This window comes from Bacillus sp. OV322, from assembly GCF_900112495.1.
Taxonomy (GTDB): Bacteria; Bacillota; Bacilli; order Bacillales; family DSM-1321; genus Peribacillus.
This window is the reverse complement of the sequence record NZ_FOMA01000002.1, coordinates 309,112-325,263: the sequence shown is the minus strand read 5'-3', so window position 1 is coordinate 325,263 and position 16,152 is coordinate 309,112. Positions and strand designations below refer to the sequence as shown.

The 16,152-nt window shown below is 37.3% G+C and carries 7 protein-coding genes and 1 pseudogene; 2 read left to right on the top strand and 6 right to left on the bottom strand.

Annotated features, from left to right (window positions below):
* The first annotated feature begins 225 nt into the window (after nucleotides 1-225).
* Nucleotides 226-2,604 (top strand): immune inhibitor A domain-containing protein, encoded by a 2,379-nt coding sequence (locus BM126_RS05940; protein ID WP_090988656.1) that lies wholly within the window; start codon nucleotides 226-228, stop codon nucleotides 2,602-2,604.
* A 439-nt stretch (nucleotides 2,605-3,043) separates the two neighbouring features.
* Here the strand turns inward: BM126_RS05940 and BM126_RS05930 are convergent, their stop codons facing one another.
* From BM126_RS05930 to BM126_RS05920, 3 genes and pseudogenes are all read right to left on the bottom strand, one after another.
* On the bottom strand, nucleotides 3,044-3,358 hold the full coding sequence (locus BM126_RS05930) for a hypothetical protein (protein WP_090988654.1): 315 nt from the start codon (nucleotides 3,356-3,358) through the stop codon (nucleotides 3,044-3,046).
* A gap of 441 nt (nucleotides 3,359-3,799) precedes the next feature.
* Nucleotides 3,800-4,636 carry a site-specific tyrosine recombinase/integron integrase gene (xerA, locus tag BM126_RS05925; RefSeq protein ID WP_256212991.1) on the bottom strand — a complete coding sequence of 279 codons (837 nt, stop codon included), beginning with the start codon at nucleotides 4,634-4,636 and terminating at the stop codon, nucleotides 3,800-3,802.
* A gap of 111 nt (nucleotides 4,637-4,747) precedes the next feature.
* A pseudogene (locus BM126_RS05920) lies at nucleotides 4,748-5,532 on the bottom strand (tyrosine-type recombinase/integrase).
* Nucleotides 5,533-6,949: 1,417 nt separating this feature from the next.
* On the opposite strand from BM126_RS05920, the gene BM126_RS05910 reads away from it, so the two are divergent.
* Entirely contained in the window at nucleotides 6,950-7,393 is a 444-nt protein-coding gene (locus BM126_RS05910) for a hypothetical protein (protein ID WP_090988652.1), read from the top strand.
* 924 nt (nucleotides 7,394-8,317) lie between these two features.
* Here the strand turns inward: BM126_RS05910 and BM126_RS05905 are convergent.
* The 3 genes from BM126_RS05905 to BM126_RS05895 form a co-directional block, all read right to left on the bottom strand.
* Nucleotides 8,318-11,221: a hypothetical protein gene (locus BM126_RS05905; protein WP_090988651.1), complete on the bottom strand. Its 2,904-nt coding sequence runs from the start codon at nucleotides 11,219-11,221 to the stop codon at nucleotides 8,318-8,320.
* Between the two features lie 736 nt (nucleotides 11,222-11,957).
* The gene (locus BM126_RS05900; RefSeq protein ID WP_256213012.1) at nucleotides 11,958-12,158 is read right to left on the bottom strand and encodes a glycoside hydrolase family 3 N-terminal domain-containing protein; all 201 of its coding nucleotides are present in this window, start codon (nucleotides 12,156-12,158) and stop codon (nucleotides 11,958-11,960) included.
* Nucleotides 12,159-12,621: 463 nt separating this feature from the next.
* Complete coding sequence (locus tag BM126_RS05895; RefSeq protein WP_090988649.1) at nucleotides 12,622-15,708, bottom strand: hypothetical protein; 3,087 nt, start codon at nucleotides 15,706-15,708, stop codon at nucleotides 12,622-12,624.
* Between the last annotated feature and the right edge of the window lie 444 nt (nucleotides 15,709-16,152).

Here is a 16,152-nt window from a genome sequence, read left to right as displayed (position 1 = left end):
CCCTCAAGAGACTTTTGTCCCAGAAAACAAGCGTGGCATGTTCTCAATCAAGAAAAAACAAAAGAAAACCTCCTAATTTTTTACAAAATCAACTCTTTAAATCTCCTAAAAATAAAGAGAGAGTATCTTCATCTATGTAGAAATTTGTTGAATAACTCTGCTACCACTATTAAATATTATGAAATATTATAATATTGTGACAAATAATCAGTAGGGGGTTTTCCATTGAAAAGAGTTTTCAAGTCTAGTATCACAGCCGCCATTTTTGCCGGTACTTTCTTCTCCGGCTTCCCGGTACATTCCCCGGGACCAGTCAATGCCAATCAGCTTAAGGACTCTGCACAATCTCAAGTCTCTCAATCACAAAGTTCGCTGGATCTTTCCATCGTTAACGATGATAAATTGATAGACGCTCTCATCAAACGCGGAGTTATTTCCAAAAATGCCTCAGAAGCAAATAAACAGAAAGCCCTGAAAAACTACATTGCATTCAAGGGCAAAGCAGATAAAGTTCAGATTGCTGATCCTCTTGCGCCAAAAGCAAAAGCAGCCGAAGCTGAAAAACGCAATAAATTTAAAAACTACAATAAAGGACACAAAGGCAAGACCAATCTAAAGGGTAAGAACCATCCTGATCCTGTCAAAGAAACTCCTTACACAGGAGCAAAACAGTCTGTGAAGGTTTTAACCTTAATGGTGGAGTACTCTAATTTTGAGCACAACAAAATCCAGCCTGGTGAAACAGATAACTATTATAAAGACTACGATACGAAGCATTACGAAGATATGATTTTTGGTGCTAATGGTGTCAAAGGTCCAAATGGAGAAAATTTAGTATCACAAAAGCAGTATTACGAGCAGCAATCCGGCGGAACCTTCACTGTTGAAGGAAAAGCATATGGATGGCTGAAGGTCCCAGGTACAGCGAAATATTACGGAGCAGATAACGGAAATGGTGGCCATGATAATTTATCACCTGGCGGAGCCCGTAAATTGGTGGCTGACACGTACAACGCTGCAAAAGCAGCTGGCATTCCCTTGCAGGATTATGATTTAGAAGATCCGCATGATTTAGACGGAGATGGAAATTTAAAAGAGCCAGATGGCTTAGTTGATCACCTTCAAATTATCCATTCAGGAATGGGGCAAGAAGCAGGCGGCGGCACACTTGGCGATGATGCCATCTGGTCTCACCGTTCAGCTGTTTTGTATGATCCCGATGGCAGAGAAAAAGGATTACCTGGATTCTATGATTACACGATGATGCCGGAAGACGGGGCAACTGGCGTATTTGCCCACGAATTTGGCCATGACCTTGGTTTGCCAGATGAGTATGATACACAATACACCGGAACTGGTGAAGCGATTGGCTACTGGTCTATCATGGCTTCAGGTTCATGGGCAGGAAAGATTCCAGGAGCAGAGCCTACAGGATTCTCTCCATGGGCGAAGTCTTACTTCCAATCTACCATGGGAGGAAACTGGACAAATCCAACTGTTGTCGATTTAGCAGACGTTACGAAAAAAGGCACGTCCTTCTTGCTTGACCAGGCAAATTCACCAAATGGCCAAAATCAGCAGGCTGTCCAAGTGAATCTGCCTCAAAAGAAAACACCAATTAATACTCCTGCAGCCGGAACATATGAATATTGGGGCGGCCAAAAGGATGAAATGGATAACAGTATGGTCACAAATGTTGATTTAACAGGCAAGAAATCTGCTACTCTAACATTTGATGCATGGTATGACATGGAAGAGCAGTGGGATTATGCATTCGTACAGGTGTCTGAGGATGGCGGGAAAACATGGAAATCCGTTGGCAATAATCACACAAGAAGCGATGTTGTTGCTGAGGGGTATCCAACTATCATAAATTCTATGCCTGGATTCACTGGCAATTCTAACGGATGGCAAGCGGAAAGCTTCGACCTTTCTGCATATGCCGGCAAAAACATCCAGCTTCGTCTCCGCAGTGCAACAGACTGGGGCAGCTCATTAACCGGTTTCTTTGCTGATAACATTAAAGTAACAGCTGACGGACAGGAACTGATCAATGACGGCGGCGAAAATGGAACTTCTCCATTCACGCTTAACGGCTTCACAAAAATGGACGGTAACAAACTGACAAACCACTACTACCTTCTTGAGTGGAGAAATCACCAAGGTGTAGACCAAGGGCTTGCTGACATCGCCCGCGGAAACTCCCTCATGAGCTATGACGGCGGATTAGTCGTATGGTACGTGGATGACAGCTTTAACGATAACTGGACTGGCACACATCCTGGCGACGGCTTCCTTGGAGTCGTAGATGCCCACGATGACACCAACCTGCATTGGAGCACCGGACAGGAAGCATCAACCCGCTATCACCTAGCAGATGCGGCATTCAACTTCCTGCCTACTTCAGGACTAAACCTTAACTACCCTGAACAAACCCTGACGCTTCCAAGCGAAAGAGGAATTGCCTTATTCAACGACAGCAAAGACTACAACAACCCTTACATGCCTGACGCAGGACGCAACATCGGCCACTACGGCCTAAAAGTAATTGTGGATGAGCAAGCAACTGATAAATCGGTTGGTGCGATTACGATTACGAAATAATAGTGAGATTGAAACCCCCATGTGCAGACAGGTGAGCCTGTTTGTGCTTGGGGGTATTTTATTGTATCTTATTCAATCCTAAGTTCGGCACCAGAATTCCCTTTACTCTTATTGGATGTAAATGCCATTCTCACATCAATAAAGAAGTGAAGTAAAATGCAGGTCCACAGGTTTCCTGTAACGAAATAGATATAAAAAAAATACCCCCTATATACGCTGTCCCAATTACTCCCCTCAAGAAGTGACGGAAAACTATTCACGCCAACAGCAAAAAGTGTTGCAGCGATTAAGATATTGAAGATTGATTTATAATTGAAAATAGGCACCTTCATAGGATAAGAAATCCTATGAAGGTGCCTATTTTTTAAACATTTCTAGTTTAAAATCGTCTCAATGTCCAGAAAAATCTTACTGACTTTTAGTCTGGCACTCACTAGAATTATGCGACTTTGGAAATAATTTGACTATTTTCTAATAAGGCCCTTGACTCATTATTGGCAGGCTGGTAACCTTTTTCGATTAGTTCTTTTATATATATTTTATTGTAAACAAAAGAAAATACAATCCCAGTTACAAACGAACCAATCCCCAGAGTAAATGAACCAAGTACTGCTTCAATGATAAACATGATAACAGCCCATTTTAAATCCCCACGGAATAATGCTGGTAAAAAACCAAAGAAGAAAGTAGTCCAACTAAAACCAACTTTCACTTCCTTTGTTAATCCACCAGAGTTTTTTAGTACAGCTTTCATCTAGAACACTCCTTTTTAATATCAGGAAAGATAGGGATAATGAATTATTTTAATAAAATGATTATACCTGAAACCCATCCAATTCTCTTCTAAATAAGAATATAACAATTTATGTGAAATTGCGAGGCATTTTTCCAATTTTTTTATATTTTATAGAAGAAAAAGGAAGTTATTAAGTAGATCTTAACTAGTTTAATTGACTTAAATAAAATTGGATGTATATTATATTAAAAAAATATAAATCATTAACGGAATAAGTATAATCAAGCCCCTCCATTATTTTTGAAAACAGTCAAAAATCTACAAATTTATATTAAACTAGGTATATCTATGCATAAGAATTAAGGAGCTACTTTTTAGATGTCCGGTTTTTTTGATAAAATTAAGTAAGTTGTACAAGTGGCTTGGAAAAAAGCTCAAGTTTACTTTAATCTCCTTCTACTATTTATCCCTGATATCGGACATATTGTTTTTTTCGGGCGTGTTCATTAAACGTGTGTAGATGCTTGTTGTGTTGATATTCACAAGACCGAGAAGTTCCTGTATGTAGCTCTGTGACATATTTTTTTCAGCCAAGTGCGCAGCAAACGTATGGCGCATCGTGTGCGGTGTAACTTTAAAGCCTAACGTTTCCGAAAATTCCTGGAAGCGGATTTCAATCAACGTACGATTCCACCGTCCTCCTCTACTGTTTGAAAACAAAAATTCACTATTTACTTTTCGACTTTCAAGGTACGCTTTCAGGCGCTCAGCACAATCATGTGTAAAGAGGACAAACCTTTCTTTATTTCCTTTCCCTTTTCGTATCCAGATTTGCCTAGTCTCCAATTTGATATCTTCCAGCTTGATATTGAGTAATTCGCTAATCCTGACTCCTGTGGTATAAAGAGCTTCCACAAGGGCCCTATCTCGAAGATCATTTCTTGTCAGTTCCTGAAAAAGAGCCACTTCACGCTTGCTCAAGTAATATGGAAGGGAATCGTCTTTTTTTGGAGTGTGTACGGTTAAAGTCGGATTTTTCTTCGTTAGATTTTCTTCCATAGAATATTGATAAAACGACTTCAACGCACTCAGCTTCACGTGGATAGTACGAGGCTTCAGTCCCTGCTCTTCTAATGATGCCAGCCATGCCCGAACATCAGCCGCTTTTACATCGTTCAAGTCTTTTTTGCAAAAGGAGAAAAATTGGGTAAGAGAACTCTTATAGCTCCGAACCGTTTCCGGACTGAAACGAGCCAGATTATCGGTAATAAAAGACTGAATTGCTTCATTACTCATTGAATTTCACCCCATAATATTTTGATAAGCCTAAATCATATCCTCTGTGGGAATACGTTCATACACACGGGTTGTATTTAAATCGGCATGCCCCATTTTATCCCCAATAAATTAAAGGTCTGCGCCCCTTGCCAGCAAGGTGGTTGCGAATGTATGACGGCATGCATGGGGGTGTAATGACTGGTTTAGCTCTGCTTTTTCCCCTAGTTTTTTAATAATGTCATAGATTCCATTTCCCTGAAGAGGGCCGTATCGTCCCATAAATAAGGGCCCCTCACCATTATCCTGTCTTGTTTGTAAATACTCTTTTAAAACGAGGGCACACTCTTGAGAAAAATGGATGTCTCGAATTTTTTTCCTTTTCCCTTCACTCTGGCTGTTCTTCTGTCTAGCTCGACATCTTCAATGGATAAATTCGTCAATTCAGATTTACGGCATCCTGAGGAGAAGAGGAATAACACAATCGCCCGATCACGAAGCGAAAGGCTTTCTGATTCAACTTTAACCCTGGCATATTCCTGTTCATTCAGATATTTGGGTAGTGATTGAGGAATTTTTGGTCTCCATCGTTTCTTAATGACAAATTGTTTCTTGTACTCTTCAGCCAGGCAGAATTTGAAAAAGGAAGAGAGAACAGATAAAAACAAGTCTACTGTCCTGGTTTTTTTACCCTGAGAAAATTCATTGAGCCACTCTTGAACATGATTTGATGTTATCTCCTCAAGCGAAAATCTACATTCACTGAAAAAACGCTCTAATACCGATCGGTATTTCGTAATGGTTGCTTCCGCTTTGTTGGAGATTTTCAAACTTAACAAGTACTCATTTAAAATCGTTTTGGTTTGCAAAGGTAAGCCTTCATGGATACTTTGCCAATATTTTTCCGATTTGATCACTATTAATCTCCTTTCTTTTTACACTTGCTGTTCTTCCGACATCAATGTAATAGTATCAGTGTAATCAAATATTCCATTTCTAAACGTAAGCACGGGAAAAAGAGCTACCGCACTGGACCGCGATAACCCTAAGGTATGTATCTTAACTTTTCTGCTACCATATATACAAGGATATTTTTATACTTAGCATTTGTTTTTTTGTTCAAAGTATCCCATTTGACTCTTTCAACTAAAATTGAATTATGTTGAAAGAGTCTTAATACGATTATAGACATTTTAAAGAGAAAATAATCATTCGATAAAAAAATTGTTTTAAGGATATGTTAAATGGAGAGGATAAAATTGATTCATTATAAAGGGGGATATGTTAGTGAATCTCAATAAGATAGTCTTATACATATTTATTTTAGGGATTTGTTTCCCCGTCGCCTCTACCTATACATTAATTGTGAAGTTGATTACCCAACAACCAATTGAGACAATGTCTTTGTTTGTACTAGCTTTTAGCTATATTATAATGTTTAAGTATAACTTGCTATTTCGAGAATTACGAAAAAAATGGTTCAAATAGCTAAAATTCTATTTTCATGGGTTATGCCTCAATTTATATTTTCTCCAACTTTGGAATTTAAGCTAAATTAAAAACAGTGAGCCGCAAGACCCTCTGTTTTCTAATACACCCCACAATTATGTGTATGCGTGAAGGGGGCAACAAATATCGCAGCAATGGTAGGGAATCGAGTAGGAGGTGGGCGACTAAGCTTCCTCAAAACGAACCGTTGGCCTTAGCCTTCCATTCCGTATATACAAATCTAAAGTTTTTGTCTTTTGACGGTGTCTAACACCAATTATTTTTTCAAAAATAATTTATTTTGAAAAATATTGCAATAAAGTCTTTTTTTAAAGTAAAAACCGCATTGGTATGAATACCAGTGCGGCTTTAGATGTTGTTAATTAGTTTACACTATAGTTAAAAGTTGCTTCTTCAACAGTAGCATCATGGTTTGATGTATCTACCAATGTAATTACAACGGAGTAGTTTCCTGCTACTTTTAAAGTTACCTTAAACGGGGTTGTTACTCCTGGTGATTGTTTTAATGCACCAATAGCTAGAACACTTAAACCGCCAGATGGTCCGAAATATGCAGTACCAGTCTCATCTGTTGTAAATTTATTAGAAAAATCAACACTTGGGGCTTCATTGTATTTAATTTCAAGTCCACTTACTGGTTGACCATCTTTTGTAATAACAGCTTTAAATCTTAGGGTTTGACCAGCCGCATCGTAGCTAGGGTCTAAATTAGCTTTAACAGAAAATTGTTTCTCTGTTAATAATGCAAAATCATTTTCATTACTATCTGCACCAAAAGTAACCGATGCAGGAGTAAGGCTACCATTACCATTAACTGTTGAGATAGTGCCTGCACCAGTTAATGTAGTACCAGTTGCATTATTTGTTAAAGTTGATACAGTACCATTTGCAACTATTTCAGTTCCTGTTGCTTCGCTACCAACTGTTAAAGCTGTTACAGTAGAAGCCGCTGGAATAGTTATTTCAGCAGGTTTGTTAAGTGTAAGACTTGCTACTGTTTTCCCTGCTCCAATATTTAAGTGTGTACCAGCATTAGGATCATTAAACTGTAGTTTATTCCCGTTAGCATTCTCGTTCCAAGTCGAAGAACTTACATTGTTAATAACTACATTTCCATTAACGGTTGCACCGTTATTTACTGTTGCTCCTGGAACATCAACCGTTAAATTACCAGTGATTACTAAATTACGGAGATTAATAGTGCCTGTTGCATTACCAGTAATACTTACATCGCCATCTATAGTGCGAGAACCAGTAGCTGGACCATAGTTAATAGTTGTTGAACCAGTTGCATTTAGACTTAAGTCACCTACATAAGTTCCACTTGTTTGATTGATTAATGATGCTGCGCTATTCTCGACTTATACCATTAAATCATGGCTTTCGTTTCGAGCCTACACCGTGCGGGCGCCTTTCAGCGCACACGGCGTGCCACCAATAGTTCAATTCTCACTAACAGGTTTAGAAATTAATAATCCTAAATACCTATATATTTCGCAAAATGTTGGACCAATCATTTCTGATTGGTCCGTATTTAATTTGAAATACGACACTATTTTGGGAAAATAAGTCGTCTAGAGAATCTACTACTGACTGCACCCCTTCGCTCCCATCTGTTTTACCCTCTCCCTATGTTACCATAGAGATTCAACCGGCAGATGATCAACACTACTACGAGTGCGCCGCCATCCTACTAGCCTCATTGGTGCTAACCCACCTCTTCTAGCAAGACTTCAAACGTTCCATTGTTACCATCCCTCTTTTTGATGACCGTAGGTCTCCACTATTCAGGTATGAGAAAGATCAGGTTAATAGTCAATTCACTGATCCCCGTTAAACCATTTCAGGTTTAAGGATGAACACCAAACTCCTAGCGATTCTTAATGTTCACTACCTCACCCTGCCTAAGCATGGATTCGTCTCCTAACCATAGCCACCTTTTATGGAACCCCGCCTCAACTTCATGAGTACGACTTCACCTGACTTCACCCCTTCGGTTTGTTAGAACCTCATTGGATGCAGGAGGATTAGGTACTTGCTCCTAACTATTTAGCAAGTGTAGGTATTTCACCCACAATATGGTAACAATAGTTGAAAAAAACACCTCACGGTATCAACCGTGAAGTCAAAACATGAGGTGTCTTTTCACTTTTTTCACTAGAAATTTAGTTTATAAAGTAACGTTTCGTTTTATTATTCAGCAGGAGTGCTTGTAACAGTTACATTTACAGTTGAAGTAAATGTGCCAGTTGTAACCTTTGCTGTGAAAGTATCGCCAACTTGTAAGCCAGAAATATCCGTAGATGAAGATCCGTTGTCTGCAATTGAAGGAGCATGTTGAGCATCTTTATCTGCATTTACTAGGTTAGATACTGTTAAACGAGTTACAGCAGTTGTAGTGTCATCCGCAAATGTAATTGTAGAACCTGTTACATCCTTAGCATCTACACCATATTGGTCAACAACATATACATTTTGATCAAGATCAGCTAAAGCAAAATCTCCATTAGTAGCAGCCAAATCTAAAGCAGATGCAACTGTACCATAGTCAAGACTACCGTCAGCATCAGGTAGACGTACTTCGAATGTGCTAACTTTCGGAGCTTCAGCTGATACAGGAACTGTCAGATTGAGTTCATCACCAGTATTGTTGATAACTACTCTTACAGCTACATCTTTAGATACTGGAATATCTGTTGTTGCAGAGCTAGTATCAACAAGCGGTTGATTACCGGGCGTAACACTATCAATATCAGCTACTGTAGATAATTTACCTGTTTCAGAATCAAAGCTTAATCCCGCTCCAGCGTAAACATGGAAATCATCAGTTGGTAATTGTACTTCTTGTCCAGATGCTGTTACACCATATACTTCTAAATCTTTAGCGTAATCAGAATCGTTTGTATAGAATGTTGCACCTACAGCTTTAGCTTTATAAGAAGCAAATTCTGACTGCTCAACTGTAGTAAATTTAGCGTCAAAGCTTGAAACTTTTTTATTTAAATCTTTAACATCTACTAAAGTAAATGTAACAAGTTCAGAACCTTTGTTTTCACCTTTTACCGAGATACCATCTGTATCTGATGAATCGTTATTGGCATCTGCGATTGAAACTGCAGAGGTACCTACTTCAGGTGTTGCATCTTCAGCTAAAACTGTGTAAGAAGCAGCATCTTCAGCTTTTGTAAATGCACGACCGTATTGGTCTTCAAATTTGAAGTTAGCCCAATCTAATGATTTAGATAATCCTTTGTAAATAGAAGTGCTAACTTTAGAGCTCAAGCCAGTAATTGCAACAGGTTTTGCATTAGGTTTAACTTCAATTACTTTAGTAGCAATTTTGTTAGTAGGAGTTGATGCAGTTAATACAAGAGTACCAAGGTTGTTAGCAGCAACATCTTTAGTAGTTAACTTAACATATAATTTTCCGTCTTTTGCAACTGCTTCAGTGTCTACATCTGCACTACCTTGAGTAGCTTTGAAAGTTACACCAGTTAGTTTCTTTGGATCTGTAACTGCAGTACCTTTGTTATCAGTTACTTCAACTGGTACTAATACTTCTTCTCCACCAGCAATAGTTCCTTCTGGGCTTGAGATAGATACTGTGTCAGCTTTTGTTCCTTCTCCGACTGTAACTTTGTATGAAGTAGACTTACCAGTTGTATTAGAGATGATTGTGACAGTTGATTCACCTTTAGCTTTTGGTGTTAATTTGATACCAACTTTTTTGTCAGTGCCAACTTCAATAGCATTCGAAATATCTGATTCAGAAGCATCAACAACCGCTGGGTTTGATACAACAAATGTAAGGTCATCTTGAAGGGCTTTAACATTTGTAACTGCATTTCCATATTGGTTAGTTGCATTAAATAGTAGATAGAAATCTGAAGTTAGTGTATCTTCATTTAAAGATTTGTTATCTTTATTAAAGATTCCAGTAACTGCTGTTTCAGCTACTTTAGATTCTCCTACGATAGTAACTGTTGTAGTAGCTGATTTTGTAGTTGCTTTATCAACAATTGTTAAAGATAGTTTGTCATCTGCTTTGAAAGTAGATGCTGAGGTAAGTGTTACTGTACCTTTGTTATCTACTTTTGCATCTTTAGCAGAAGTTGAAACTACAAGGTTTGACTCATTAGCTAAAGAAGAAGAAGTAATATCCTCACCGTATTGGTTTAATACTTGATATCCAACTGTAGCTGTTGCATTACCTGTTTCAAGTACAGCTTTATCAGAAAGGATTTTAACTTCTCCAACCTTTTCGTTTTCAGCTGTTACTGATCCTACTAGCGGTGCTTCAGTTAACCCACTAACTGTAACTGCATAAGTACCTTCAGAAATTTTAGTGTTCAATTCTAATGTAGCAGTTTTCTTGTCATCAGACCAAGTTGTTGCTGCAACACCGATAGAAGAAGTTCCTTTTTTAACAGCGAATTGAGCTTTCGTGCCATCAACTGCTTTGCTAAATTTCACTTCTATTTTTTTAGTAGTAATCGCACTTACTCCCGTTACTGTCGGAGTAGCAAGTTTTTCAAGAGCTGCTTCTACTAGAGAAAGTTTTCCTTCGGATAATCTTTTGAAAGTTGAAGTTAATACTTCGCGAACTACTGGACCGTAGATTTTGCTGATTCCAACATAACCTTGGTTTTTAGCGTCTTTAAGTTCAGCTTGAGCTTTTTCAAGTTCAGCTACAGTGTTAGCTTTAAGAGCAGCATCTGCATTTTTATAAACTTTAGAGATTGAAGTTAGACCAGCAACATACGCATTAGAACGGTCTAAGTATTTTTTGTAGCTATCAAGTTTAGCTTGATATGTTTTAGTGCTTTTGCCGCCAGATTTTTTAACTAGTGCAGTTGCATCGTTATAAGCTTTAGTACCAGTAGTGATTAAAGCTTGTACTGTTGCAGCTGATACAGTCTTTTTAGTAATACCAGTTTGGTAGTATTTGTCGAATGGAGCTTTCATTGCTTTTTGAGCGTTTGAAACTGTAGTAGCTACGCTTGTAGCTGCTTGAGATTGTGTAGGTGCAACTGCTGCAAATGCTGAAGCTGCTATTGCGGAAGCAGCAACAATTTTGATTGCTTTCTTTTTATTCATTTGTTTGGTGTTCTCCCTTCAAATTAAAAAACTAGTTCGTTAGAATCATTTTATTACAATAATATCCTAATTCTAACATTTACAAGATTACGCAAGACGAAATCAGGATAAAAATACTAAATTGTAAACAACCTAGTATATAAAAACTAAACTTAAGAAGCAGCAGGAACAAATTCCATATACTTCATGTATAGAAATATAATACATTTTTCTACTAAAATCTAGGTATTTTTCTAGTTTTTTTAACAAAAGTACTTAGTATATTTTTCCAACACATATTTTTAATTACAATTTATTACATGTATGGGTTGTTTTAGATATATTTGGTTTTAAATGTAAATAGCTATTATAGAAAAATATTCCATATACTGTTACTTATGTCCCGAAACATTTTTACCCTCTTTTTTGGATGGTTCACCCAATAAAAATTACAATCATTTCAAATAGCGATAGTCCATAATTCGTTCTGTAACACTATTAAAATATTACATCCAAATTATTCATTTCCCTGTATGATAAATCACTTGAAACCTGGTTAAATAGAACCAAAGATCGGCATGGTTACTTCATTTGAAGTACCCATGCAATAAATACTCCCACGAATTAACCAACTGAAAAAGCCGGCACAATTTTATGCCGGCTTTTAAGAATTTAAGCTATTTTAGTTTGAGGGCATTAATATAATTAAGGCTGTTTTGGCTTTTTACGGTTTTTTCTGCACGCTTCGGATTCACTTCTATTCGATGTATGTTTGTATATTTATGACAGGTATTTCACCGCTGTTCACTGCATCAATCAAACCATTGTATACCTCTAACTGGTGGGAGTATTCATGGCAGTCTAATAATAAGTCTCCCCCCGCTTGGATGGCGTCTTCCCCCATATCCTTAAAGGAGTAAAACTTATTCACTGCTCCCATCTCAAGATCATCTGTTATGACTACTCCTTTCTATCCAAGCTTTTTGCAGAGCAGGTCTTGAATAATTACTTTTGAGAGACTGGCCGGTTTTTCTTTATCATAAGCCTGATACTTTATATGCACGACCATGACAAAGAATTTCTGATTACAATTGTCCCAGAGGATAAATTTATGATATTCACCAAATACTAACGAACCAAATTAATTTATAATTCGTTACTCTGACTATTAATGTTTTGTATTATATACTCTCTTTATTAGAAAAATTACGCCCTCTTAATATAGTAAATACTTGAAATATTTATAATGCGAACTTTCTAACCCGTTCAAACTACTTCTCATAAATGAGATTAGATTCATTTCAAAAATATTAGGATAAGTATTATAAATATTTTACTAATATTGAAAAAATAAATTAAAAAAACCCCTGAAGAGATTTCTCCCTACAGAGGCTTTACTAATAAATCAATGTTTTATTTCCTTAAAGAGAGTCTACTACTTCTTGGAGTTCTGTAACTGTTAATGAAGAGCCTTTTAACGCACGTTTATCTTGAACACCTGACTTAACATCAAGAAAATTCGTTTGAGTAACTCCAGTAACCCCTGCAGTTGTAAAATCCCCAATTGTCACATCGTCCCACACTTTAGCTTTTGCTGCAGCATTAATTTTGGAAAGAGCAGCGGAAGCTTCATTATTTGTAGATAAATCTGTTAAATTAACGGTAGTTGTAGCAGTTGTTAAACTATTGCTATTTGTAGCTATAATTTTAAGACTACCATTATAAACTGTATTATTTGCAACTGTATATGACCCAGCACCAGTTGATGCATTAACATTAGCGTCTCCTAACAGGGTATTACCAACGTATACTTTGTAAGTATTACCGGCAGTACCAGTGAAAGTAAGTTCTCCTGCAACTTCTCCTCTATCCGCATCAGTATCTGTAAAAGATGGATTAGTTGCAGCAGCCGCAACAGCATAGTCATTCACAAAACGGAAAATATGTTTTCCATCTGCACCTCTTTCGAAGGTAACCACATCGCCAGTATTTATAGAATCTTCAAATTGGACAAGGGTAGTAACATCACCATTCGCTTTATAGAAGGAAGCGTTAGTGTAAGAAATCCACGCTGTATCTGTACCATTGTCATCAAGTTTCAGTCTGTTGTTAGCAGTATCAACTGAAGTAACTCTAGCACTTGTTAATTTGGTAGGAATTCCATCATAACCAGCGAACGATACTGTTGCTGTCTTAGTTGGAAGGATTCCACTTGCACCTGTAACATTAACAGATACTGTATCAGCAGAAGTTGTAGTTACGCGAATAACTGCTTGACCATTTGAATCTGAAGTTACTTTGTAAGTTTTTGTGTTTCCTAAATTTTGAGTTGCATTTAATACATTACCAGAAGCATCTTTTACTTTAGCATCACCAAATGTAGAAGTTACATCAAATGATAAATCATAACTATAAGTACCAGTTGCACGGTTTAGAGCTGGATGGTAATTGAAACCATTTTGGTCTACAGACTGGTAAGTTACGTATGCATCAGTACCTGCCGTTGATGAAGTGATATCATTACCTTGTGCATCAGTTACTGATAATACTGCATTTGTTACAACTGGTGCTTTGAAGTATGTTGCATCAGCAACAAATTGTACATCAGTTTTATCTAGAGCTGGACTAACACTACCAGCTGTATTTAGGAATACTGTAGGTTTCACGAAAGTAGTTGAACCAGTTCCCGCTACTCGGAATGTCGCTTGGCCATTTTTACCCACAGTAATTGCTTTAACAGACCCTGTTGAGACAGATTGGAAATTATTTGTTCCAGTTGAGAAGTACACGTTTCCATTAATATTACCATCTTCAAAAGTAACATAAGCAGTTGTGCCTTCCGGAGCTAATTTACCATCTTTATCTTTTACAGTAACTGTATAAGTGCGACCACCAGTAGAATTTCCGTCATAAGCCAATGGAGTACTTTGGTATTCTGCAGAATTTGCAACACCTTCAGCAACTACATTTAAAGCTAGTAAATTCACCTGTGAAAATTTTACTGTTGGTGCCTGAGATTGTAATGATAGTCCAGAATATGAATAATCAGTTGAGTTCGTATTTACCGAAGATGGTAAGTATACAATTGGTGTTGCTGTTAAATTATCACCGTAAACAGTGAATGAACCTTCACCAGCAGAATTAGTATGAACTGTTGCATAAACATCTGATCCAGTATTTAGTTCGTAAGGTGTAACAAAACTGCTTGTTCTATAATCTTGTACTTTAACGTTCGTAATTTTATCTGGATTGATAGCTAAATTCTCTTTTATTGCTACATAGTAAGTGGTATCTGCTGCCCCAGTAACTTTATAAGATTTTTTAGTACCATTTGCTAATTCATTACCAGATGTAATTTCGCTAACTGATAATTGAGAAGAAGATGCCCAGTAAACTTTCCCACTAGAATATACATTTGGATTTCCTGTTGCGTAAGCTTTAACTGAATCTACACCATTACCATACTGTGTATAAGAATATTCAGCAACTCCATCAGCATTTGTTAATACTTCTACTACTTGATCCTTATTGAATCCACCTTTAGCAATATCAGCATCAGCATCAATATTGAAAGTTACAGGTACACCAGCAACTTTTTGGCCAATATCAGCTTTAACCGTTACTTGACCGCCAACTTTAGCTTGTTGTGAGCTTGAAACAAAGCTAATTGATGTAGGAAGAACAGCAGAACGTCCTTTAAAAGTGAAACCAAGAGTGTCACCGTTCAATTTAACAGAGTATTCTTTTGCACCATCTTGGACAGATGTTGTTAACACAACAACTTTATCGTTAGTTTGTTTTACAGCTGCGTTTGTAACTGTCAAACCATCGATAGTGAAGTGAAGGCTATCTAAGTTTTTAGCATTAACCGCGTCTTTCATTGTTACTTCAACAGTAGTAGCGTTAATTGCATTTACGCTTTCTACTTTAGAAGTTACTTTTGCGATTGTGTATTGGACTTTTGCTAGTTTGTCAGCAGACAATCTAGTGAAAGTTGCTTTTAATACGTCGCGTGTTGCTGGGCCGTATACTTTAGAGATGCCCACAAAGCCTTTGTTGCTAGCGTTCTTAAGTACAGCTTCAGCTGATTTAAGGTCGCCAAGGTTTTCAGCTTTTACAGCACCGTCAGCTTGCTTGTAGATAAGAGAGATTTCGTTCAAAGCAGATACATATGCTTTAGAGCGCTCTAGGTATTTTTTGTAGCTGTCAAGTTTAGCTTGATTTGTTTTAGCGTATTTGCCGCCAGCTTTTTTAACTGCTGCAGAAGCATCAGTGTAAGCTTTTTGACCAGCATTGATCAGGTTTTGAACCGTAATAGCCGGTACAGTTTTCTTAGTGATACCAGTTTGGTAGTATTTGTCGAATGGTGCTCTCATGGATTTTTGTGCGTTAGCAACAACCGTGTTGATGCTTGTAGCTGCATGAGATTGTGTTGGTGCAACTGCTGCGAATGCGGAAGCAGCGATAGCAGATGCTGTAACTAGTTTGATTGCTTTCTTTTTGCTCATCTGGTAAAAAATCTCCCTTCGAATATAAAAAGTAGTGCATTGTGATCCTTTGCTTCTGGAGAACCAAAGATTTCCAATGGCTTACACAACTAACAACGTTTGTACCAGCCACACTCGAAGTCTACTTGACTATGTATGCCCGACTGCTTAAAACTAGTACTAAAAGCACACAAAAATGGAAATTGGACTATTTCCAAATCCTTCTTGTAGTCCTATAATAATACAACTAATTAGAAATTTCTAGCTTTTTATTTAAATATTTACCAATTATTTTTAATAAAATTTACCAACTATGTATCATAATTGTAAGTTTTATAGAAATTACTTACAATTATTCTATAAAATGTTATTGGAAAATATATTTATAAATGGAAATTCTATTTAAGATTTTATCAGTCAATCCTCCTAATTACATGCTAAAGTTTATTACAGTGCTGGCGAACT